Genomic DNA, 22,133 nt, shown 5'->3' with positions numbered 1-22,133 from the left:
GACACCCCGAACAGCGGGGGCGATCTGGCGCAGGGTCAGGTTCGTGCGCCAGTAGGCCGCGACCAGCAGCACCCGGTCCGGCAGAGGCAACGCCCACGGCCGTCCCGGCCGCCCGTCGGCGATCCGGTCCCCGCCGCGCTGGGCGACGAGACGGACCAGTCGGCGGAACTGGGTCGGCTTCAACCCGGTGAACGGGAAGATCCACTGAGGGTCGGCGGCGGAGATGACCTGCACCCCAACATGATCTACCAGGCAGCCCCGAGGCCCGGCATCCGGGTTACGAAACAGCCTTTACCGGGCAGCACGGGAACTACACGAGGAGACGCTATACCGGTCCCGGCGGGTACTCGGACCCGATCACCCGAGCACCCTCCGGGTGGCGAACAGCCTCGGGCTCGATCTGTATCGCCTGGGTGAGGTGACGACTGCCCATCAGGTACACGGGGACACCCTGCGCAGGCTTGCCCGAGCGCTCGGCTCCGACCATCCGATGGCTCTTCATGTCGCCCACAACCTGGCCCGGGACGCCCACGCGCTGGGTAAACGAGACGAGGCCCGGGTGCTCTGGAGTGACACGCTCGAGCGGCGCCGGCGCGTCCTCGGTGCTCATCATCCGGAGACTCTGCGAACTGAGCGAAAATTACACGAGTCAACTTCCACTAGTACAGAAAATATTTGAATCCATCAGATGAGGCCATCCTTGCTGAAGCGCGGCGGAACCGGACCGTCGTCCGCGCAGCACGGCGGCAGAACCTCCCCGACAGCACAACAGGCCGGCCGCGCCGACACGAAATGGCCGAAACCGCTGGGCAGACCGGCCCAGGACAGGCACCATCGTGGCGTGACCCGTGAGGCGTGGGACGACGAACATCTGGCCCACATGTTTTTCGCCGACCGTTCGGAAAGCGCGGGCTACTACCTTCCCGGCGGCTTCGACCTGCGGCTCGCCCGGGGCGACACGGCCATTGACCGCCTGGTGCACGTCCACGAGGCACAGCACGCCATCCTGAACGACGAGACGGCGTGGGGTGCAGCCATGCACTTCGCGATCCGCGTTCCGCCGTGGCGTCGGTCGGTGCTGCGCTCGCTGGTCGACGCCTGCGGGACCCCGCACGAATGTTTCGCCACGTTCATGAGCACCGACATCGTCCGGATACGCCACCCTGACGTCGTGGACGCCCTCCCGCCCTTCCCCGCGTACCGGCACTATCGGGATACTGCGGCCGGCGTCGTCGCAGAGACCGGCGGGCCGCACCGGCGGGCGCTCGCCCTGACCGCGCTGGCCCTGGTGTGCATGCAGACACCGGTGCTCGACCGGCTCATCAACGCCTGGCCGGACGGGGACGTCGACCTGGCGCTGCTTCGCCAGATCGACATCCCCGAAGGCCGTTGGGCGCGTGTCCTGCGCGACGAGTCCCGGTTCGGGCTCGGGAGCCTGGCGAAGGCCGCGGACCGCGCGGTCACCGACAGGTTCGGCCCCGACGCGCTCGCCGCGGACGGCGAGGACCGGCCGGGCTCGCCCCTCGACTTCGACGCGGAATGGGCGCTGTGGGAGCGCACCGTGTTCGACGGGCTCGCCGACCGCCTCCGCGACGCCGGCGCCACAGTCGTTCCCCCGAACGATCATCTCGAGCAGGTGGCGGAGCTCACGGCACTCGTGCGGTCCCGCGACACCGGCTTCGACCTGGCGGCGATGCCACCGGGCAGCTCCGGAGTGAACGACGCAGTGATGCTCGCCGCGATCAGCCGCCAGGGGCGGCACTGGGTTGCCGGCGGCCCCCGGCCGGCCCGGCTACTGGCCATCGGCACCGACGTCGAGGTGGACGAGGTGGTCCGGGTCGTGGACGCGACCTGCCGGATCGCGGGCACCCCCACCCTGGTCGTCAGCTGCCGCCTGCCCCGGCGCGTACACGACGGATACGACCTCGGCGACTCCGACCGAGAACGCCTCAACGCCCACGGAGCAGGACCCACCGTCTGGATCCGGTCCGTCGCCGACGACGGCTCCGGTGAGGAACGCGACACCGTGTGGCACATCCGGCTCCCGTCACCGACGGTGCTGCAGCGTCTTGTCGAGCAGTGGGGCGGACGCGGACCGGTGATTTCCTCGATCACTTCAAGCTGCCTGCTCGACGAGTCCTGGCGGGCCCGCTGGCTGCCCGCGCTGAGCCGGATCGGTGCGCTGACCATCCTGCTGGACACCGGCCTGGACACGTTCGCCAGGGGCTGGAGTGCCCCGGGCGCCGTCCTGCACGGCCTGTACCTGGATCTTCCCGGGCCGGAGGCGACCTGGCGAGGACTCGCGCTGGCGCTCGCGGGCGAACCCACCGTATGGCTCGCCGTCGCCGATGACCTGGGTGTCGAGCTGCTCACCTCCCAGCTGGCCGCCATGCGCGACGTCGACCTGCGGATGACCGGCGCCGACTGGTCCGCGGCTGTCGGGCCGTTGCAGGTGGTCCTCATCCACCTGCTCGCGACCGAGGCGTTCTTCGATCTCGCCGCGCTGGCTGATGCCCGCCCACCGACGCGGCGGAGGCAGTCGCCCCGTGACCACGTCTGACGGACCCCCCGGGTCCGCACCTGCGCCGACACGTCGCGCACCGGGATCGACGGGTCCGCACGTGTTCATCAGCTACCGCTCGAAGGACACCGCCGGCGTCTACACAGCGGCCTATCTCGACGAACTGCTCGCGGGCGCTTTCGGCGCGGCGGCGGTGTTCAGGTCACGCCGATCGGTCCAGCCTGGTGACCGGTTCGACGAGGAGGCGCTGGCGGCACTCCGTTCGTGCGAGGTCCTACTGGCCGTGATCGGCCCGGACTGGCTCCCGGAAAGTCCGTGGGAGGACGGCGACTGGGTGCGGCGGGAGATCGCCATCGCGCTGACGCGCCGGGTGGTGGTGATCCCCGTACTTGTCGATGGGACGGCGATGCCAGCGCGAGCCGAACTGCCACCGGACATCGTCGACCTGCGGCGGCCACAGCGGACCGGCATCCGGCGCCGGAGCATCGATACCGACGCGGCGTCCGTCGTCCGAGCGGTCCTGCGGCAGGCTCCGGTGCTCGCCGCCAGCCGGGCGCTGAGCTCACCCGTACTCGTACCGCCCCCATTGGTCAGGTCCCATCTGCCCAGTGCCCTGCTTCGCCCGGAGTACGGCGCCGTCCCCTTCGAGGAGCAGGACGGCGAGCGCGAAGCCCTCGAGGCGTGGGCGCACGAGGAGCCACCGCTTGCCGCCAGGCTCCTGACCGGGGCGGCTGGCCTCGGCAAGACGCGCCTGGCGAGGGAGACGTGCCACCGGCTCTGGAAGGCCGGCTGGATGGCCTGGCTGTTGGCGGAGGATGCCCCACCGGGGGCCATGGCTCGGGCCTTGGAGATCGACGTCCCGCTGCTGATCGTGGTCGACCCGGCGGATGTGCTGGTCCCACGGACGCTGATGCTGGCCAGAGAGCTCGTGTGGCGACGCCCGGCGTCCACGAGGACTCGGTTGCTGTTGACGGCCCGTTCACCGGGTGCCTTGCTGGACAAACTGTGCGCGGATCGGGACGACACGGTCAGCGCGCTGTTCGCGGCCATGACCGAACAGCGCCTGTCACGCCACGAGCTGTCCTGCTCCCGCCGCGAGCGGGAGTTCACCCGGGCCAGGTTCGAGTTCGCCCGTCGGCTCGCCCCGCCGGGGAAAGCCTCCGACCCGCTTCCCGACCCGCCGGCCGACCTGGGCTCCTGGAGGTACGAACGTCTCCTGGACATACACGTCGCGGCCCTCGCCCAGGTACTCGACAGCAGCGTCCCCGACAGCCGTGCTCCTGACGGCGAAGCCACCGTCACCCGCACGCCCCACGCGGCGAGTCCGGCTGGCGCGCGGCGAAGCGGACCGAGCCCGGTGGCCAGGCTGCTGCATCATGAACGCCGCTACTGGACGGACACCGCGACCGAGTTCCCGCTTCCCGATCCACACCGTGCCAGACTCGATCAGGTCGTCACTGCCGCCGCCCTGTTCGGCGCGGACGACGAGCAGGAGGCGACGCGCCTGCTGGCGGGCCTTCCAACCTTCCGCGATCATCCCGAAGACGTCGTACGGCGGTACGTCACCTGGCTGTTCCTCCTGTATGGCGGACCCACGGGCCTCGAGCCTCTGCGCCCGGCCCCACTGGCCGAACACCACCTCGCGATGACCGGCCCTCTGTCCACCGAGACCGTGACGTCGATCATCGCAACCCGCACGGACCGGCAGCTCCAGCGGGCACTCGCGGTGCTCGGCCACGGCAGCAGCCGCGAGCCGGCCCTCAGCGGCATTCTCGAGGTGATGGTCCGAGCTGACCTGACGAGATGCTTCCCGCTCGGGATCGACACGGCGCACGGTCTGCTTGACCCCACCCCGTTCGTCCGCGTGCTGGAGACGGTAGCCGTGGACGTCGACGACACCACGCGGCGAGCCGCGCTACAGGTACTCCCGGACTCCACCGTGGCTTTGGCCGCTCTGTCACTACGCCTCATCGAGGACGAACTCCGCGCGGGCCCGGCAGGAACATCCATGGCCCCGACAGCACGGGCCGAGTTGCTCCGGCGCCAGGCGTCCGGGCTGGCGCGCGCCGGCGATCCATACCGGGCACTCGGACCCGCGACCGAGGCGGTGCAGCTGTGCCACGACCAGCCCGACAAGGATCCGCGCGTCTCCGACCGCGCCTACGCCGAGGCCGCGCGCACCCGCGCCAGCGTGCTCGGTGATCTGGGCCGGCACAAGGAGGCACTCGAGGACGCCAGGTCGGCGGTCGACGCCTGGCGCCGGCTCGTCCGGATCGACAACGCGGCCCCGGGCCTCGCCGGGGCGCTCAACGACCTGGCTGTTCGGCTGCGTCGCGCCGGTCAGTCCGCCTATGCACTCCAGGCGGCCGAGAAGTCCACGAAAATGTTCGAGGCCGTGGCCGCTGACCAGCCCAATCGATATCAGTCCTATCTGGGGCTGTCTCTGGTGACCTATGGCGGCTGCCTGTCGGCGCAGGGGCTATACAGCGAGGCGCTCGCCGCGTACGCGCGGGCGACGAAGATCTTTCGGGACCTGGCACCCCGCCGTCCGGACCGGCACCTGCCCGCCCTGGCCGGGGCACTCGCCGCGCAGGCCGCCCTCCTGCCTCACCACCGTCTCTCCGCCGACGACGAGGCGGCGAGGTCCGAAGCCGTCGCCGTACTGCGCCGGCTGGCCTCGACACGGCCCGATGGGTTTTTACCGGAGCTGGCCCCGCTCGCGAGCACATCGGCAGTGCTCCCGGCTGACCCCGGCTCGTCGACGCAGGCTCACTCCGAGGCCCACGCCGTGGAGGGCCAGCTCACCGCGGCGGATGTGGCCGTGCTTTACGACCTGGTCGGCGGTGACGGCAGCTGCCAGGGCCAGTTCCTCGACACGGTCATCGACGGCTGCGTCCCGGTGTGGGACGAAGACGGCGACGCTGATCCGGAAGAACTGAAGATGCGTCCTGGCGAGTGGTGTCTAGACCTGTCCCGGGTGGCCACCCGGCCCGAGCTGATGAACGCGCTCGCCGCGGTCCTGATGGTCGAGCGGCTGGGCGTCGGGGTGTCGGTCCGCTGGGTGTGGCGCCTGGTCGGCGAGCTCGTGGACATCGAGGCGCGGAGCACGGTGACGGGCGGGTACGCCCTGCACGCCTGCCTCCGGCCCCCGTATCGTGAGGGCGATCCGGGCTCCTGTCACGGGATGCTTCCAGACCGCCTCCGCGCACGGACCAACGAGGAGGATTTCGCCGACCTCCTCACACACCTGCGCGGCGTGGCGGAACCGGGTGCCTGGTTCCCCCTGAGCCCGGCGGATCGGCGTCCCGGTGGACCCGCCGCCGGTGGCGGGCGCCCGGCAGGGGCGCCCGGGTGAGGCGGAACGGAAGAACGGCAGGAGCGGATTCCATTTCGGATGACCACCTGCTGCAGCTCACGCTGCGCGGTGCGAGCGGAACCGGGCGCGGCGCGTTCAACAACTACGACGCCTTCCTCATCGCCCACAACGGTGTGCTCGCAGATTCCGCGGCCGGCCGGATGCTCACCGCCCATGAGTCGTTGCACGTGGGACTCAACGACTGCACAGCCTTCGGCGTCGCGCTTTACCTCTACGGAGCGCTCACCCACGCCCGGCCCGCCGAGCACCGCGCCGCGCTGCAACAGCTCGTCCGAGCCTGCCGAGACACCCACGAGGGATATGCGACCTTCCAGAGTCTCTGGCTCGTGGGCGGCGGGGACATGCAGCTCCTCGCCGGGTATCCACGGTATCGGGCCTGGTATCTGAAGGCCAGCGACATACTTCCCGTCGCAGACCACAGCCGGCTCAAGGAGTTCGCCCTCGACGCCGCGGCGCGATGCAGCATGCAGAGTGGCGTGCTGGCGCCGCTGCTCGAACGGGGCTTCCGGAATCCGCCGCCCCTGGCCAACGACGCCGGGTACGCGCCGGATCTGCGCATGGCGGTGTTGCGGGAGCGGGTGGAATCCACACGGCGAGGCCATCTGCTGGCCGAACTGGACGAACGCATGTCCGGACTGTCGGGCTGGGATCTCCTGGTTTCGGCCGCGACAGATCCGGGACTACGAGAAGAGACCTTCGCCCCGGATCACGAACGCGAATGGGCCCGCATCATCGAACGGCTCTATGCCTGGTTCTCCGACATGCTGGCGGCCGTCGGCTCCCCGTCGCTCTCCTACGACGGCCACCAGGAGCTCACCGCGCCGGCTGTAGCAACACTGGAAGCGTACGCGCCCGAGGTCGCGGGAGCCTTCCGGCCGGCCACCGACGACATGCCGACCGAGAACCTTGTCTATCCCGTTTTCGGTCAGGAACGCTTACAGATCCGGGACCGGCCCCGTCCAGCGATCCTACGGCGGTACGGTGACCTGTCACCCGCGGACCACGCGTGGCTCGCCTCGGGGCCCGGCGACCTGAGTCATCTCTTTCTGGCTGTACGCCCCGCTTTCCGTCTCCTGGACCAGTTCGGCTTCAGCGACGACGACCAAGCCGCCATCCGTCACCTCGGGAGTCGCAACATAGTTACCGTCCGCACCGTGAACGCGCGTCACCTCGACCCGGACGGAATAGCTCTCGTCGCGCTGGACGACCCGGCACAGGCCCGGGAACTCATCGATCGGCAGAAAAAGAACGTGCGAACACTGACAAACATCTCGATGGCCAGTCTCGCCGACCGAGACTGGCGCAGGAGATGGTATCCGGTACTACGCCGGACAGGAGTCTCCGGCCTGCTGGACCTGTCCCCGTTCGAGAACTTCATGATATGGCGGTCGGAAAACATACACGTCTCCTATGTCAGCGCCTCCGTAACGGATGAACGCGGGAATCCGTGCGCACTTTTCGCTTTTCGCCTGGAGACGGTAGAATTCCCTTTCTATCTGCCGTGCAGCGTTACCACCGCAGACGCACTCGCACGTTTCCTGGAACAGCATCTCCCAGGCTCCACGGAAGATCCTCACATCGTACTCGGCGACCGGATGCTGGCCGAGGCGTCACTTAGCCACCTCATGAGCGAGGAATTCATCTTCGACCTGAAGGCTTACGTGTGAATCCAGGAGCAGCAGAACTACGGTCACGGCGATCAGGCACCGCCCGACCCATCCGGCTGCCCCGAGGACAGTCCGCCGGTGGTGGTCAGGCCGGCGTCGTCGAGGAAACCTGCCCATCGGGCGCGCACGGCCGCCGAGATGCCCGCGGCCGTGCGTCCACTGCCGGTGGCCAGCAGCCGGCCCCCGGAGTCGGCCATGGCCTCGCCCAGCGGGGTGAACTCGTCCAGGTAGTCCCGCAGCACCGCCCGGTTGGCCTCGTCGGCGAGCAGGAACCGGGTCAGCGCGGCCGTCCAGCGTTGGCCGCGCTCGCTGTCGGTCCACAGGTTCTCCAGGATCAGCGCGTCCAGCCTGGCGCCGCTCTCGGCGCACTGGGTGCTGAGCTCGCTGAGCGTCAGCAGGTCGGCGACCGGTTTCACGACCAGGTTGGCGACGACGAAGGCGCGGTCCCAGTCGAACTCCACGAGGGCGAGCTCGACCGCGCGGCGGATCGGCTGCCAGTCCGCGGTGCCCTCCCAGTCCTGACGTTCCCCCGTCGCGAAGCCGGCCTCCCCGTGGGCCGCCCGCAGCTGGGTCGTGCGGTACGCGGTGAGCTGCACCCGGCGCAGCTGGTCCGCCGTCTGGAACGCGGCGCAGTTCGCGACGTAGCTGCTGGTAGGCGGAGAGCATCTGCTGGCCGTGCGCCAGATAGCGGCTCGGGGTCAGGGCCCGCCGCAGCAGCGAGACGGCCGCGGGCGGCAACCGCGCGTCGTGGTCCTCCCGGTCGAACCGCTCCAGCAGGCCCTCGACATAGGTCTCCTGGTCGTCCTGCCGGCTGACGTACCTGCCGTAGGTCATCGTGTCCGGGTCACGGAAGGCGTTCCAGTCCGCGCAGCGGAGCTTCGTCGTGTCCCGGTGCTCGCGCAGCCAGACGTTGCCGTGGACGTCCGGGCCCAGCTCCAGCGGCACGGGTCCGGTGGTGTGGTTGAGGCCGTGCGTCAGGATCTCGTATTCGGTCGGCCGCCGGCCGAGGTTCCCGAAGGCGCTCCAGGTCCGCAGAGCGCGCTGCCGCGACCGCGGGGTGGCTTTGGCTCTCGCCATGGTGATCTCCTCAGGAACCGGCGCCGCGCTGACGGTAGAACCACAGGTACTCGTCGTCCCGGGTCCGCAGCCTGCCCCGGAACGACGGCATGTCGATCTCGAGTTCGACGAGCCGGCAGGGCTGACCGAGACACGCCTGGAGGCTGGCCTGGGTCAGGCGACACGTCCCGAGCGTGTGGACGCGGACGTAGTCGTCCCGGTCGAGGACGAGGACGTCGGAGTCGGGATTGTCGAGGGCGACCGCCTCGATGACCGCCTCGGCGAGGTTGCCGGCCCGGATCACCGGGCCGACGAGATCCTCCGAGGCTTCGGCGTCGGGCGTCATCACGAGTATCGCCATCTACGGGCCAATCTGTCGCAGGGACGGCTGGGGCGGCCGGGACCGCCGAACGGCTGGGACGGTCAGGACGGCTGCGTGGCGTGGCGGGCCCGGGAGCAGAGCCGGACCTGGACCACGCCGGCCCCGTCGATCCGCACGTCGTGCCGGGTCAGGTGGTTGTCCCTGGGGTTGAGGCCCGCACCGGTGCGCGCGTCGAACTGCCACTCGTGGGCGCGGCAGGTCAGCACGCCGTTCTCCAGCTCGCCCTCCACGAGGGAGACACCCTGGTGCGGGCAGGTGCCGTCGTAGGCCCGGATCCCTCCGTCGACCTTGAGCAGCAGCACCTCGTCGGGACCGACGTCGAACGCCTCCATCTCGCCGTCCCAGAGGCTTTCGGCCTCGACCAGGTCGACGAAGCCGTCGTCCGGCTCAGGCATCGGCGGGCCGCCCCGGGACGGCACCGGGGAGGTCGGGCCCGGCGGCCGGGAGCGCCGGTCCGGCGGTCGTGCGGTCGGGCCCGGCGGTCGTGCGGTCCGGCTCCGCGCGGAACCGTACGTCGAACCACCGCAGGGGCGGGAACCCGTGCTCGGCGAGAACCTGACCGAAGGTCAGGGCCGGGTCGAGGACCCGGTCGTCGAGCAGCACCTCGTAGCCGGGCTCGCCGGCGGGCCGGGCGACGCGACGCCCGACGCTGTGCACCGCCACCTTCCTGGCCACCTCGGCCACGGTGTCCTCGGTGTCGACGGCGACGAGATGCGGGACGAAGTCGCCGACGAACCGGCCGGTGATCGGGAACGGTGCCATGCGGACTCTCCTTCGAATTCTGGCGGACGGCTGGCTTCCTGGCGCGCCTCTCACCGGTCCTCTTTCACCGGCCCTCCCTGCCTGGCGCGGGAAACCAGGTCAGTCGACTTCGGCGTCGGCTTCGGCGTAATCCTTCGCCCAGGAGTAGTGGTAGACGTCCTCGCCCATGACCTCGGGGGTGATCCCCATGTACGCCAGCCCGCCGGTGAGGTCGGGCGGCAGGATCTGGCCGTCGATGAACCGGTCGATGATGTTCTGGTGCCCGGCGTACCGTTCCGGGTCCTGCTCGAAGCACCACTGCGAGACCGCGTGGTCGAAATGGTAAAGACGCCCCTGGTAGACCAGCTGGTGCGGGGCCAGATCATGTCGGGAGGAGGCGGAGCCGAGCGGCAGCTGGGTCAGGTTGCACAGCGAGGGCAGGGTCTCCGGCAGCGTCTTTTCGATCGCGTTCTCGTTGACGTTCCTGATGATCTCGTCCCACAGAACGCCCCAGTTCTCCTCCCAGGTGGGGTACTTCTCGTTCAGCCACGCCCGTTCGTCCTTCGAGACCCCGGCGTTGGGTTTCCAGAACAGCGTCGGCCGCCAGAACCACGTCCCGATGTGCATGGCGTGATGGCCGTTCTCCAGCGAGTGCAGGAAGTCGTCCCAGTACCAGGGTTTCTTGAGGCCGTAGTCCTCGAGAATCCGCTCGTGATGGTTCACGACCCACTCGAGCATGAACTCCCGGAATGACATCTTTCGCTGGTCGAGTGGCGTGTAGTAGTCCATCGCCGGGCCGGTCAGGGTCTGGAACAGCCTGGTCGACCGCCAGAAGGCCACGTCGAGTGCCCGCTGGGCCCGCTCGGGGTCGTGCTCCATGAGCACGGCCAGCGTCGGGAAGCCCTGCTGCGCGTGCCGGGCCTCGTCGGTCTGGATCGAGGACAGCAGGTTCGACCAGTTGATGTCACCGGCCGCCATCGCGTCGGCGGCCAGGGCGACGAACTGGATGTTGGTGAACCTGTGTTCCACGGTCAGGCTGGTCGCGAGCGCCGCCTCGACGCAGTCCGCGTTGAGCATCGTGTCGTCGAAGAAGTTCTTGACCGCCAGCACGCCCCACTCGTTGGTGTGAAACGCCTTCTGCGCCCAGTCGAACCGCGGGTCGTGCCGGAGCAGGTCGTGGGCGAAGCGCAGGTCGAGCTGGGTATGGCGGGTCTCGTCGAGCATGCCGAAGACGCCGAGGTTGCGCCACCGGGGTGTGGGCGCGAACCGACAGAAGCGACTCTGCATCGTGACCGCCATGTTCTCCACCATGCAGGTGGTGCCCATGTGCAGCTGGGAGGCGGCGACGTGCGCCGGGTCGAGCTTTTCGTAGGTGCCGGACCGGAGCAGCGTGTCGCTGACCGCCCTGACACCGGCCTCCTTCTCCCGCTGGATCCGGACATAGTCACGGTAGGAGACCCGGAACGGCTCATCCCACGCCTGCCAGGCCTCGGCCGGGATGCCCTGGGCACCCGACCAGCGGGCCGGGAAAGCCACCTCGGGATCGACGTAGGACAGGGTCCATTCGAGGTCACGCGAAGTGTCGTACCAATCGTCACGATTCAGCAGCATCGACGCGGTCCTTCCAGGTGAACAACAGCCTCCGGGCCGCCCGGAGCACGACCCACCCGGCGCCTGGTCACCGCTTGACTCGCAGCACAGAGCTGTCGGTGTAACCGAGCAGACCGCGCGGCGAAAGCGCCTGGATCAACGGATCGTAGACGCGCCGCCCGGCTACTGACCGGCGTTCCCCGAAGCCGACCGGCGCGGCAGGTAACCGGAACCCGGCGAACTCCGACACCGGCAGGTTTCGAGCCGGCGAGGTTAGGCCAGGGGGTTGTAGTGCGGGAGGCAGGCCCAGCGCGCGGCGCACCGGCGCGTGGCACTCGCCGACTTCGGGAACATCGCTCCACATTGCCGTGCTATATCCATCGAAGTGGAGCACTTCGCGGCCGATGTCCTGTACACGACCACAGTCGAGCAGGACGGACTCCCCCACCCAGCTCGACAGGACGCGGCGGCGAACCGATCCGGGGTGAGGCGCGCCTGCTGGCGGCGCCGAATCAAGCGTAACGGCATAACCCCGGAAAGGGTCTGTGCGGTGGGGTTGGCGCTCGCCACCGCCACGAGGCACAGCCAGGCACCTCGCCCTACCGGGCCTCCCGGCCCGGCGCCGCGGAACCGTGGCGGCTGAGGGACAGCCGGGACTCACTCACCGGCCACACATCCTCACGGCCACACATCTCCCGGCGGCGGGGAGGAAGTCGGTCTGCCCGACGACGCTCATCGCGTCGTACCTCGGCGATACCGAGCTCGATATCGGGGGCGCTGTCACGGGCGCAGTCCCCGGCACGGTCGGAACCATCCCCGAGATGATCGGAGCCGTCGCTGGCCGATGTCCAGATGTTCCGGGCGAACTGAGTGGACCTCTTGTGCTGGCCGCCTATCCAGAGCGGGTGCGATGCGCCGTTCCCGCTGGTCCACGGCTTGAGCGGCCCGCCCCCTGGGCCCCACCCTCGATCGCGCCCACCAGCGACAGATCGAGCAGCCTCGCCCAGGCTTTCCAGGCCTGCCGCGTCCCGTCGACGAGGATTCCGATCACACCGATCCGGTGTTCTCCTCGCCCGCCTCGATCGCGACCGTCAGCCTGGCGCCCGTGCCGGCGAGGCTGTCGGCGAAGCCCGGTCGGAGTTGTCGGGAAGTAGGGCGAGGCGTCCCGGCATCGTGGGCGCTGCCGCCGGCCACACTTCTCCATCCGTGCGCACAGCGCCCGACAACGGACGTCGAGGGCGAAAAGCATCAGGACCATCCCCGGACCACGGGACGGTATCCGCGACATGAACGGCACTCTCAGACACGGGCGCAGCGCCATCGGCCCTCGCCGGCCGGGCAGAACTCACCGCCGGGCGGACTTCTCGCCCACCCGGGGTCCCGCCCGTGCCGACATGTCCACCGGGACGAAGAGCCGGTCGCGAGGGCGGCAAGAGCGGCACGAGTGGCAGGAAATTGCCCCGTGGGGTCACCCAAGGGTGGGCCACAAGCCGGATGTAGTGCCCCTATGGGTAAGCCTTCCAGTCATGTCCGGCCAATACCGGTGGCCGCGGCGACCACGTCCGGACGGTCACGCGATACGGTACGAATACCTCGCGGATACACGGTCCGCGAGTATGAACGGGGAATATCCATGGCGCAGAAGACCATCGTCTCGCTGATCGACGACCTCAGCGGGGAGACAGCTGACGAGACCGTCCGGTTCGGGCTGGACGGCGCCCACTACGAGATCGACCTGTCCGAGACGAACGCCACGAAACTGCGGGAGTCCCTGGCCGCGTTCGTTTCGGCGGGCCGCCGGTCCGGTGCCCGTTCGAGCGGCGGGCGGCGCGGCCCGCGCACCGGCTCGGCGCGTCCCGCGGGAACCGACCGCACCGCCGACATCCGCGAGTGGGCCCGCAGCAACGGCTACACGGTGAGCGACCGGGGCCGTATCGCGTCGAACATCGTCGAGGCATTCGACAAGGCGCACTGAAACACCGGTCCAGGCTGACCGCTGGTCGCACCACGACGGCACCACGCCGACGCCGCGCGGATCACCCGACCGCTGATGACATTCGGCAGTCGGGTGGCCGTGATTTACGTCCCGGGCCTACGGGACGACGTGCTTCACCGCTTCGGCTCCGCCCCATGCAGTCTGGCTGCATGGGGCAGAAGACGATCGACGGCAACGAGGCGGCCGCTTCGGTGGCCTACCGGGCGAGCGAGGTCATCGCCATTTACCCGATCACCCCTGCCTCGGGAATGGGCGAGCTCGCCGACGTGTGGGCGGCCGGGGGGCGCCCGAACCTGTGGGGCGGGGTGCCCGAGGTGGTCCAGCTGCAGAGCGAGGGTGGCGCCGCCGGCGCCGTCCACGGCGCGCTGCAGGCGGGTGCGCTGTCCACCACCTTCACCGCGTCGCAGGGACTCCTGCTGATGCTGCCCAACATGTTCAAGATCGCCGGTGAGCTCACGCCGATGGTGCTCCACGTGGCCGCCCGGACCGTGGCCACCCAGGCGTTGTCCATCTTCGGTGACCACAGCGACGTGATGGCGGCGAGGTCGACCGGCTTCGCCATGCTGTGCTCGGCGTCCCCGCAGGAGGCGCACGATCTCGCCGCGGTCGCGCACGCGGCCACGCTCGAGACCCGTGTTCCGTTCCTGCACTTCTTCGACGGCTTCCGCACCTCGCACGAGCTGAACGAGGTCACGCTGCTCGACGACCCGACGCTGGCCGGCCTGCTGCCCGACGCCCACGTCGACGCCCATCGCCGCCGCGCGCTGTCCCCGGACCACCCGGTGATCCGCGGCACCACCCAGGATCCCGACACGTTCTTCCAGTCCCGCGAGGCGGCCAACGCCTACTACGCCGCGGTCCCGGGGGCCGTGCGGCAGGCGATGGACCAGCTGGCCGCGGCGACGGGCCGGGCCTACCGGATCTTCGAGTACCACGGGCACCCGGAGGCCGAGCGGGTCGCGGTGATCATGGGGTCGGGCCGGTCGGCGGTGCGTGCCGCGGTCGACCGGCTGGTGGGGCGGGGCGAGCGCGTCGGCTTCGTCCAGGTCCGGCTGTACCGTCCCTTCGACGGGGCGGCGTTCCTCGCCTGCCTGCCGCCGACGGTGCGTTCGATCGCCGTCCTCGACCGGACGAAGGAGCCGGGCGCGACCGGCGAGCCGCTGCGGCTCGACGTCCTGGCGGCGCTCGCCGAACGGCCCGAGCGCATGCCGCGGGTGATCGGTGCCCGTTACGGCCTCGCGTCGAAGGAGTTCACGCCCGCGATGGCGGCGGCGGTGTTCGAGGAGCTGACGCGGGAGAACCCGCGGCGCGAGGTGACCGTCGGCATCGACGACGACGTCACGCACCTGTCCCTGCCGGCGGACGAGGACGCCTTCCCGGAACCGGACGACGTCCGACGCGCCGTGTTCTACGGCCTGGGCAGCGACGGCACCGTGGGCGCCACCCGCACCACCGCCGGCATCGTCGGCGACCGCACGTCGCTGCACGCGCAGGCCTACTTCGTGTTCGACTCCAAGAAGTCCGGCTCGATGACGGTGTCGCACCTGCGGCTGGCACCGCGGCCGGTGGACGCGCCCTGGCTGATCCGGGACGCCCAGTTCGTCGGCTGCCACCAGTGGTCGCTGCTGGACCGGGTCGACGTCCTCGCCGTGGCCGGGCAGGGGGCCACCGTCCTGGTCAACACCTCGTACCCACCGGACCAGGTGTGGGACCACCTGCCGGCGCAGGCCCAGCGGCACCTGCTGGCCCGGGGCGCGCGGCTGTTCGTCGTGGACGCCGACCAGGTGGCGGCGACGGCCGGCATACCCGGCATCGTCAGCCCCGTGCTGCAGACCTGCTACCTGCGGCTGTCCGGCCTGTTCGAGCCGGCCGAGGCGGTCGCCGCGGTGCGGGAGGGTGTCCTCGCCAGCCAGCGCAAGCGCGGGGCGGAGGTCCTGCGTCGCAACGCCGCGGCCGTGGACGCGGCGCTGGGCGCGCTGCGCGAGGTGGATCTGCGTGACCGCGTGGTCACCGGGCCGGCGCGCCGGCGCCTGGTCGGCGACGTACCGGAGTTCGTCCAGCGGGTCACCGCTCGGATCATGGCCGGCGAGGGGGGCCTGCTCCCGGTCAGCGCGCTGCCGGTCGACGGCACGTTCCCGGTGGGGACGGCCCGGTACGAGAAGCGCGGCATCGCCCGCGAGCTCCCGGTCTGGGATCCCGAGCTGTGCGTCAGCTGCGGCAAGTGCGCCATCGTCTGCCCGCACGCGGCGATCCGGATGACCCTGTTCGACCCGGCGCGGCTCGCCGACGCCCCGCCGGAGTTCCGGCACACCCGTCCGAAGGACCCCCGGCTCGGCGAGTACCGGCTCACGATCCAGGTCGCGCCGGACGACTGCACCGGCTGCGGGGTCTGCGTCGAGGCCTGCCCGGCGAAGAGCCGGGAGATGCCCGACCACCGCGCGCTCGACATGGTCGACGCCGCCTCCCGGTTCGCCGAGGAGCGGACCAGCTGGGCCTTCCACGGGACCCTGCCGGCGGTCGAGCCGCGACTCGCCCCGGCGGCGACCGTCCGTGGCTCACAGCTGCGGGAGCCGCTGTTCGAGTTCTCCGGCGCCTGCGCCGGCTGCGGCGAGTCGCCCTACCTGAAACTGCTCACCCAGCTGTTCGGCGACCGCATCGTGGTCGCGAACGCCACCGGCTGCTCGTCCATCTACGGCGGGAACCTGCCCACCACACCGTGGACGGCCAACGCCGACGGCCGCGGCCCGGCCTGGGCCAACTCCCTGTTCGAGGACAACGCCGAGTTCGGGCTGGGCATGCGTCTCGCGCTCGACGCCCGGGCCCGGGAGGCCCGCCGGCTGCTGCGCGCCGAGGGGACCGCCGCGGGGGCGCTGGTCGCCGACCGGCTCGTCGAGGCGATCCTGAACGCCGACCAGTCGACCGAGGCCGGCATCGCCGACCAGCGCGACCGGGTCGCCGAACTGCGGCGCCGGCTGGCGGGCACCGGGCCCGCCGCCCGGAACGGGCACACCGCCCGCAACGAGCACGCCGACCGGCTGGACGCCCTCCTCGACGACCTCGTCGCGAAGAGCGTGTGGATCGTCGGCGGTGACGGCTGGGCCTACGACATCGGCTTCGGCGGCCTCGACCACGTGCTCGCCTCCGGGCGCGACGTCAACATGCTCGTCCTCGACACCGAGGGGTACTCCAACACGGGCGGGCAGGCGTCGAAGTCGACGCCGCGGGCGGCGGTCGCGAAGTTCGCGGTCGGCGGCAAGCGGACCCGCAAGAAGGACCTCGGCCTGGTGGCGGCGGCCTACGGCGACGTGTATGTCGCGCAGGTGGCGCTCGGTGCCAACGACGCGCACACGGTGAAGGCCTTCAACGAGGCGGCCAGCTGGGACGGCCCGTCGCTGATCATCGCCTACAGCCACTGCATCGCCCACGGCATCAACATGACCGACGGCATGGCCCACCAGAAGGCGGCGGTGCGGTCCGGCTACTGGCCGCTCTACCGCTTCGACCCGCGGGCGGAGGAACAGCCGTTCTCCCTCGACTCCCGGGCACCGTCGATCCCGTTCAGCGAGTTCGCCGCGACCGAGTCCCGCTTCACCCGGCTCGGCACGGCCAACCCCGAGGAGGCCTCCAGGCTGGAGGCCCTCGCGCAACGCGACATCCTCGGCCGGTGGCGCGGCTACGAGCACGAGGCCGCCCAGAGCCGGCCGGGTCAGGACGGCTGATCCGGGTGCCTCCCCCGCGCTATCCGCTCGAAAGCGGTCGGTTCCGCCATTTCTCGTCGAGGGCCTCGGGCGGGGGCGGGGCACCGAGGTCCCGCGGCTGGTATCCCTCCGGATAGCCGGGGTAGGTGCGGGTCCTGGGATCCCAGGCGAACTTGATGCGCCGCCGCGGCGGAAGCCGCCGGATCACGGCGGAACGGGCCCGCAGCGAACCCGTCGCGGCCCGGCACACCCAGGCCGGCGCCGGGTCGAAGCCGAAGGCGCTCAGCATGGTCTCGTCGAGCAGCGACCGCACCCCGACCCGCACCACCGGACGCAGCCGGGCCGGGAACCAGCCGGCGAGCATCTCGGTCGTGTACGTCCCGATCCTGCGGTTGCTCTCGGCGAACCGGAAGTTCTCCCGCTCGTACTCACGTTTGAAGGCGTGAAAGACGTCGAAGTCGGCGGGAATGTCGCGGATACCCATCCGCAGCCCGATCTCCCGGTAGAACCGGAACGCGGCGATGCTCTCGTGATCGGTCAGCCGGCGCCAGCCGTGGGCGTTGATCCAGTCGATCGGCTCGTAGATGAAGGTGGTGAGCACGTAACGCAGGTCGTCGTTGTCGATGGCGTAGCGTCCGTGCAGTCGGTTGACGACCCGCAGCGCCTCGCGGCCGCGTGGGGAGTCGTAACCGACGGCGGTGAGCTCCCCCATCAGCAGGGCGGTGTCGTCGTAACGCTTCTGCGGCCGCTCCCGGAACTCACCCGTCGCCTCCAGCAGCGCCGAGATCGTCGGGACGCAGTAGGTCCGGAACAGCGCGAACTCGAGTGCCCGGCGGTAGTCCCACGGGAACTCGTACCCCGCGGAGATCCGGTAGATCTCGTGGTGATCGGCCACCGGATCCAGTTCCAGGATCCGGCGCGTCCATCTGTCCCGGTCGGTGAACATTCAGCCCAGCTCGTCCCGTCGTTCGGATCACCGTCGCCCGGCGATTCCCCACCGGCTGATCCCATCAGTTCGGACGCGCCACGCCACGACACGACACGAGCGACGCGTCGCCCCGCCGCGCGGGGCGACGCGGTCGTCATCAGGTGCCCTGCGGGCCTCGCGCCGCAGGGCATCCGACGTGCGCCGAGCGAAGGGCGTCAGGCCGCGGGGCGGTTGATGTCGGGGATCTGGATGGGCGTGGTCTGGGTCGAGGTGCCCCCGTTCAGGAACGCCATGGCCACCGCCCGGATCAACTGGTCGAAGAGGTAGAAGTTGACCGGCATGAGCGGGAGCAGCCCCTCCCGGAACAGGATGTACGCCGGCCAGCCGACCTTGATGATCGCGGCCGAGGCCAGGTCACGTGGCAGCCCGAGCCAGTTGGCGACCGTGTCGCCGAGCACGTAGCGGGTGAACTCGTTGAGGAAGCCGCGCGTGACACCCAGGTCGACCTGCGAGACGAGCCCGAGCAGGACCTCGGCGAGCGCCTTGCCCTCGGTGGTGGGCAGCAGGATCGGTGAGAGCACCTGGGCCGACTGGGCGTGCGCGTCGGCCCACGTCTTGGGAATGAACTCGTCCTTCACGCCGAGCAACGAGATGGCGACCTGCCAGCTGTGGAGGAAGGCGTTCTCATCGGCGGTCGACATCGGGATCTTCCATTCCTTCAGCTTGGAATGCACGAACGTCCCCAGGCTGTGGAAGGTGACGAGGATGTCGCCGTTGCTGATCGGGATCGTCTCGGTCGCCCCCGACTTCCACTGCGGCAGCTGCGGCAGGAGATGACGGACCGCGGCGTGCACCATCCGCGTCTTGTTAGCGGTTACGATGAACTGCCCGTTCGGCTCGAAGGCGTTCAACTGGCTCAGGTCGTAGCCGAAGGCGAAGGTCTTCGCCGCACGGTCCTGCATGTCGGCGCCGCCCTTCGACCAGTACACCGACCTGGCCTCGCGCGGGATAACCGTGCTCATGATTCCGCTGCCCAGTCCATACAGCATGAACAGATAGGTGTCCTTGCGCCGGTTGAAGTCGGCCGCGCGACGCAGCTGGCTTACGTCGGCCCACGACGGCAACTTGTTGGACTGCTGCAGGAAAGCGGTGACGTCCGCCGGCAGACCAGTCGGCAGGGGATGGTTGTTGTTGACCCAGGGACCGATGGCCGCGTTGACCGCAGGCACCTGGCCGTTGTCGAGGACGGAGGCCATCGCCCGGTCGATGGTGTCGTCCCAGACCCACTGGGGGTCGGCGCCCGTACCAGCGCCAGCGACGGACGTCCAGCCCGGAGCACTCCAGGCCGGAACCACGTCGGCGATGCCGACCAGGCCGAGCGCGGCGCCTAAGGAAATGACGCCTCTCCTGTTGAGATTACTCATTTACCTACCTGCTTCCCGAGGGCAACGGCACTGAAGACGTCCTGTTGCGGAACATCGGCGCATACGCCGACGGAGGAGGGGTGCACTCACTCGACGAGTGGCGACGGATATCAGAGTATCCATGTGCCCGACAATAAACAAGTCTCTTATTTTCGGCAATTTTTGCCCGCGCCGATTGCAGCCACCCCGGAACCTAATAAGACCCGATGATCCGGCACATGAAACCGTCGCGGCGGCAAACATTCAACTCACCTCGTCCAGCCGTTCGGGTCGCCGTCGCCCGGCGATTCACCACCGGCCGGCCCCGGGGGATCGCCACGTGACCCGACGCGACGAGCGAGCAGACCACCCCGGTTCTCATATATTTGATCGGTGACAGTGATCACGACCCTCGCCGGATCGGCGGCCGACGCGATCGGACGCTCGGACCGGTCTCGGCGGGCGACCAGGAAGGGCGGAGCATGACCAGGCCAGCCGGAGCGCGACGGGCCCGCGGCACCCCCCTGCCACGAGCACCCCAGCTCGCCGACGAGGTCGCCGCCCACCTGCGCGACCTCATCATGTCGGGGCAGATCTGGCCGGGCGAGTACATCCGGCTCGACGACGTCGCCCGCGAGCTCGGCGTGAGCGTCACGCCCGTGCGCGAGGCGCTGGTCCGGCTGCGCAGCGAGGACATGGTCGAGCTTGAGCCCCGCCGTGGCTACGTCGTCTCCCCGCTCTCCCAGCAGGACGTGCGCGATCTGTTCAGCCTGCAGGGTGACATCGCGGGCGAGCTCGCCGCGCGGGCGACCGCCGTGATCGAGCCCCAGCACCTCACGCAGCTGCGCGACATCCAGGAGGCCGTGCGCGACGCGGTGCGGACCGAGGCCGTCGACAAGATCGAAAAGCTCGAGTTCGAGTTCCACCGGATCATCAACCGGCTGGCCCAGGCCCGCAAACTGTCCTGGTTCCTGCACACCGCCAACCGCTACACACCGGCCCGCTTCTACTCCGCGGACCAGGCGTGGTGCTCGGACATGCTCGGCCGCCACGACGCACTGCTGACCGCGCTGGAGAACAGGGACGCCGACGAGGCCCGCGCGGTCACGGTGCGCCACTTCACCGACGGCGCCGACCGGCTCATCGCCCACCTGGCGAAGCTCGGGATGTGGCGACCGGCCGCGCCGCCGCCGGGCTGAGCGGACCGCCCCGCCGAGGGGGCGGCCGTGGCCGCCGCTTCGGGTGGGGTGGCCCGCCGCCCGTTCACCGGCGGGCATGCCGTAACCGGAACAGACGCCGAGCGGTCGGCACGGCCTTCGGTGAGCGTTCCAGGGTCATCAGGTCCACCGGGCTGGCGAAGCGGGTACTGGTGATCGCTTTCGGCCGGCTGAACTCCCGCAGGCCGTCGGCGCCGTGGACCCGGCCGAAGCCGGAGTCGCCGACACCCCCGAAGGGCAGTGCCGGGACCGAGGCGAACCCGAGCACGCTGTTGACGGAGGCGGCGCCGGTGCGCAGCCGGCGCGCCACCTCGATCCCGTACGCCCGGTCACGGGTGAACACCGAGGCGGCGAGGCCGAACGGGGAGTCGTTCGCCCGGCGGACCGCCTCGTCGACGTCCGCCACCCGGTCGATGACCAGCGTCGGCCCGAACGTCTCCGCGCGCACCGCCAGGCTGTCGGAGGGCACGTCGACGAGCACCACCGGATCCACGAAGGGCGGACGGACCGACTCCACCCCGCCGACCACGGCCCGCGCCCCGCGCCCCAGCGCGTCCTCGACATGCGAACGGATGATCTTCACCTGGCCGGGCAGCACGATCGGCCCGTAGTGGGCGCCCTCCCCGTCACCGGGCCGCAGCCGGGCGGCGAGGGCGCTGACCCGGGAGACGAAGTCGTCGAACACGGTGTCGACGACGAGGACCCGCTCGACTCCGGCGCACGTCTGACCGGCGTTGCCCATCCCCCCGAACACCGCCGCCTTCGCGGCGGCGTCGAGGTCGGCGTCGGCGGCGACGATCAGCGCGTCCTTGCCGCCCGCCTCGATCACCACCGGGGTCAGGGTGCGGGCGCAGGTGGCCATGACCCGGCGGCCGGTGGCCGTGGAGCCGGTGAAGGCGATCTTGTCGACGCCCGCCTCGCACAGCGCGGCGCCGGTCTCACCGGACCCGATGACGACCTGCAGCACCGGCCGCGCGGGCAGCAGCCCGGCCCAGGCCTCGGCGAGCCAGCGTCCCACGCCCGGGGTGTACTCGCTGGGCTTGAAGACCACCGCGTTGCCCGCCGCCAGGGCGTGCGAGATCGAGCCCATCGGCGTGTACAGGGGATAGTTCCACGGGCCGATCACTCCGACGACGCCTAGCGGGGCGTATTCGAGAATGGCCCGCTGATTGACGGCGAGCAGGCCCACGCGGACCCGGCGCGGACGCAGGACACGGCGGGCGTTGCGGGCGGCCCAGTCCAGGTGCTCGACGGCGAGCATGACCTCGAGGACGGCGTCGTCGAGGGGCTTGCCCGTCTCGGCCCGGATGATCCCGGCCAGGGTGTCGACCTCGCGCGCCATGGTCAGGCGCAGCGCCGACAGGTACCGGCGGCGCTGTTTCCAGCCGATGGAACCCCACCAGTCGCCGGCGTCGCGGGCGATGTCGACAGCCGCGCGTACGGCGGTCCCGTCCGCTACCGGGTAGGAGGCGGTGTCCGCTCCGGTGGCCGGGTCGTGCGTCACCAGGACGGCTAAATGATCGGCCGCGGTGGCCATCGAACCCCCAGGATCTGACAT

Annotated in this window: 15 protein-coding genes and 3 pseudogenes; 8 read left to right on the top strand and 10 right to left on the bottom strand. The window is 70.3% G+C overall.

What is annotated here, in order from left to right; translation table 11 throughout:
• Window positions 1–234, bottom strand: a pseudogene (locus B056_RS0119415) (IS5/IS1182 family transposase); the annotation flags it as partial.
• A 91-nt stretch (window positions 235–325) separates the two neighbouring features.
• Between B056_RS0119415 and B056_RS46085 the strand changes: the two are divergent.
• From B056_RS46085 to B056_RS0119395, 5 genes and pseudogenes are all read left to right on the top strand, one after another.
• Window positions 326–499 (top strand): annotated as a pseudogene (locus B056_RS46085) (tetratricopeptide repeat protein); the annotation flags it as partial.
• Entirely contained in the window at window positions 491–679 is a 189-nt protein-coding gene (locus B056_RS46080; protein ID WP_407672396.1) for a tetratricopeptide repeat protein, read from the top strand. The pseudogene B056_RS46085 and the gene B056_RS46080, both read left to right, overlap by 9 nt.
• Window positions 680–841: 162 nt before the next feature.
• On the top strand, window positions 842–2,560 hold the full coding sequence (locus B056_RS0119405; protein ID WP_018503526.1) for a hypothetical protein: 1,719 nt from the start codon (window positions 842–844) through the stop codon (window positions 2,558–2,560).
• 61 nt (window positions 2,561–2,621) lie between these two features.
• The gene (locus B056_RS37180) at window positions 2,622–5,876 is read left to right on the top strand and encodes a toll/interleukin-1 receptor domain-containing protein (RefSeq protein WP_035752054.1); all 3,255 of its coding nucleotides are present in this window, start codon (window positions 2,622–2,624) and stop codon (window positions 5,874–5,876) included.
• Window positions 5,873–7,564 carry a hypothetical protein gene (locus tag B056_RS0119395; RefSeq protein WP_018503525.1) on the top strand — a complete coding sequence of 564 codons (1,692 nt, stop codon included), beginning with the start codon at window positions 5,873–5,875 and terminating at the stop codon, window positions 7,562–7,564. The genes B056_RS37180 and B056_RS0119395 overlap by 4 nt, the downstream gene beginning before the upstream one ends.
• A gap of 32 nt (window positions 7,565–7,596) precedes the next feature.
• On the opposite strand, the pseudogene B056_RS37175 reads toward B056_RS0119395, so the two are convergent.
• The 6 genes and pseudogenes from B056_RS37175 to B056_RS42895 all read right to left on the bottom strand — a co-directional run bounded on the left by B056_RS37175 (window position 7,597) and on the right by B056_RS42895 (window position 11,781).
• Window positions 7,597–8,398, bottom strand: a pseudogene (locus tag B056_RS37175) (toluene hydroxylase).
• A 253-nt stretch (window positions 8,399–8,651) separates the two neighbouring features.
• On the bottom strand, window positions 8,652–8,981 hold the full coding sequence (locus B056_RS0119385) for an MmoB/DmpM family protein (RefSeq protein WP_026239886.1): 330 nt from the start codon (window positions 8,979–8,981) through the stop codon (window positions 8,652–8,654).
• A gap of 62 nt (window positions 8,982–9,043) precedes the next feature.
• Complete coding sequence (locus B056_RS0119380; protein ID WP_026239885.1) at window positions 9,044–9,397, bottom strand: Rieske 2Fe-2S domain-containing protein; 354 nt, start codon at window positions 9,395–9,397, stop codon at window positions 9,044–9,046.
• Entirely contained in the window at window positions 9,390–9,764 is a 375-nt protein-coding gene (locus B056_RS37170) for a toluene-4-monooxygenase system B family protein (RefSeq protein WP_018503521.1), read from the bottom strand. Before B056_RS37170 ends, B056_RS0119380 begins: the two co-directional genes overlap by 8 nt.
• 99 nt (window positions 9,765–9,863) lie before the next feature.
• Window positions 9,864–11,354, bottom strand: coding sequence for an isoprene monooxygenase oxygenase subunit alpha (gene isoA, locus B056_RS0119370; protein WP_018503520.1), 1,491 nt, complete (start codon window positions 11,352–11,354; stop codon window positions 9,864–9,866).
• A 67-nt stretch (window positions 11,355–11,421) separates the two neighbouring features.
• Window positions 11,422–11,781, bottom strand: coding sequence for a hypothetical protein (locus tag B056_RS42895; protein ID WP_154677123.1), 360 nt, complete (start codon window positions 11,779–11,781; stop codon window positions 11,422–11,424).
• Between the two features lie 1,185 nt (window positions 11,782–12,966).
• Between B056_RS42895 and B056_RS0119365 the strand changes: the two genes are divergently transcribed.
• On the top strand, window positions 12,967–13,308 hold the full coding sequence (locus B056_RS0119365; RefSeq protein ID WP_018503519.1) for a histone-like nucleoid-structuring protein Lsr2: 342 nt from the start codon (window positions 12,967–12,969) through the stop codon (window positions 13,306–13,308).
• A 170-nt stretch (window positions 13,309–13,478) separates the two neighbouring features.
• The gene (nifJ, locus tag B056_RS0119360; protein WP_018503518.1) at window positions 13,479–17,048 is read left to right on the top strand and encodes a pyruvate:ferredoxin (flavodoxin) oxidoreductase; all 3,570 of its coding nucleotides are present in this window, start codon (window positions 13,479–13,481) and stop codon (window positions 17,046–17,048) included.
• A gap of 19 nt (window positions 17,049–17,067) precedes the next feature.
• Here the strand turns inward: nifJ and B056_RS0119355 are convergent, their stop codons facing one another.
• Window positions 17,068–17,973, bottom strand: coding sequence for an oxygenase MpaB family protein (locus B056_RS0119355; protein ID WP_018503517.1), 906 nt, complete (start codon window positions 17,971–17,973; stop codon window positions 17,068–17,070).
• 197 nt (window positions 17,974–18,170) lie between these two features.
• Window positions 18,171–19,379, bottom strand: coding sequence for an oxygenase MpaB family protein (locus B056_RS0119350; RefSeq protein WP_026239884.1), 1,209 nt, complete (start codon window positions 19,377–19,379; stop codon window positions 18,171–18,173).
• 461 nt (window positions 19,380–19,840) lie between these two features.
• Between B056_RS0119350 and B056_RS0119345 the strand changes: the two genes are divergently transcribed.
• On the top strand, window positions 19,841–20,557 hold the full coding sequence (locus tag B056_RS0119345; protein WP_026239883.1) for a GntR family transcriptional regulator: 717 nt from the start codon (window positions 19,841–19,843) through the stop codon (window positions 20,555–20,557).
• A 64-nt stretch (window positions 20,558–20,621) separates the two neighbouring features.
• Here B056_RS0119345 and B056_RS0119340 read toward each other — a convergent pair whose 3' ends face one another.
• Window positions 20,622–22,112 (bottom strand): aldehyde dehydrogenase family protein, encoded by a 1,491-nt coding sequence (locus tag B056_RS0119340; protein ID WP_018503514.1) that lies wholly within the window; start codon window positions 22,110–22,112, stop codon window positions 20,622–20,624.
• Window positions 22,113–22,133 lie beyond the last annotated feature (21 nt).

Origin of the sequence: Parafrankia discariae, assembly GCF_000373365.1 — a bacterium.
GTDB classification, from domain to species: domain Bacteria; phylum Actinomycetota; class Actinomycetes; order Frankiales; family Frankiaceae; genus Parafrankia; species Parafrankia discariae.
Note: the sequence above shows the minus strand (reverse complement) of the source record. Positions and strands in the feature narration are given on the sequence as shown.

Excerpts from the sequence above, each read along its gene's own strand:
- B056_RS46080 (WP_407672396.1), top strand. The coding sequence starts at position 491 with ATGGCTCTTCATGTCGCCCACAACCTGGCCCGGGACGCCCACGCGCTG.
- B056_RS0119385 (WP_026239886.1), bottom strand. The coding sequence starts at position 8,981 with ATGGCGATACTCGTGATGACGCCCGACGCCGAAGCCTCGGAGGATCTC.
- B056_RS0119380 (WP_026239885.1), bottom strand. The coding sequence starts at position 9,397 with ATGCCTGAGCCGGACGACGGCTTCGTCGACCTGGTCGAGGCCGAAAGC.
- B056_RS37170 (WP_018503521.1), bottom strand. The coding sequence starts at position 9,764 with ATGGCACCGTTCCCGATCACCGGCCGGTTCGTCGGCGACTTCGTCCCG.
- isoA (WP_018503520.1), bottom strand. The coding sequence starts at position 11,354 with ATGCTGCTGAATCGTGACGATTGGTACGACACTTCGCGTGACCTCGAA.
- B056_RS0119365 (WP_018503519.1), top strand. The coding sequence starts at position 12,967 with ATGGCGCAGAAGACCATCGTCTCGCTGATCGACGACCTCAGCGGGGAG.
- nifJ (WP_018503518.1), top strand. The coding sequence starts at position 13,479 with ATGGGGCAGAAGACGATCGACGGCAACGAGGCGGCCGCTTCGGTGGCC.
- B056_RS0119355 (WP_018503517.1), bottom strand. The coding sequence starts at position 17,973 with ATGTTCACCGACCGGGACAGATGGACGCGCCGGATCCTGGAACTGGAT.
- B056_RS0119350 (WP_026239884.1), bottom strand. The coding sequence starts at position 19,379 with ATGAGTAATCTCAACAGGAGAGGCGTCATTTCCTTAGGCGCCGCGCTC.
- B056_RS0119345 (WP_026239883.1), top strand. The coding sequence starts at position 19,841 with ATGACCAGGCCAGCCGGAGCGCGACGGGCCCGCGGCACCCCCCTGCCA.
- B056_RS0119340 (WP_018503514.1), bottom strand. The coding sequence starts at position 22,112 with ATGGCCACCGCGGCCGATCATTTAGCCGTCCTGGTGACGCACGACCCG.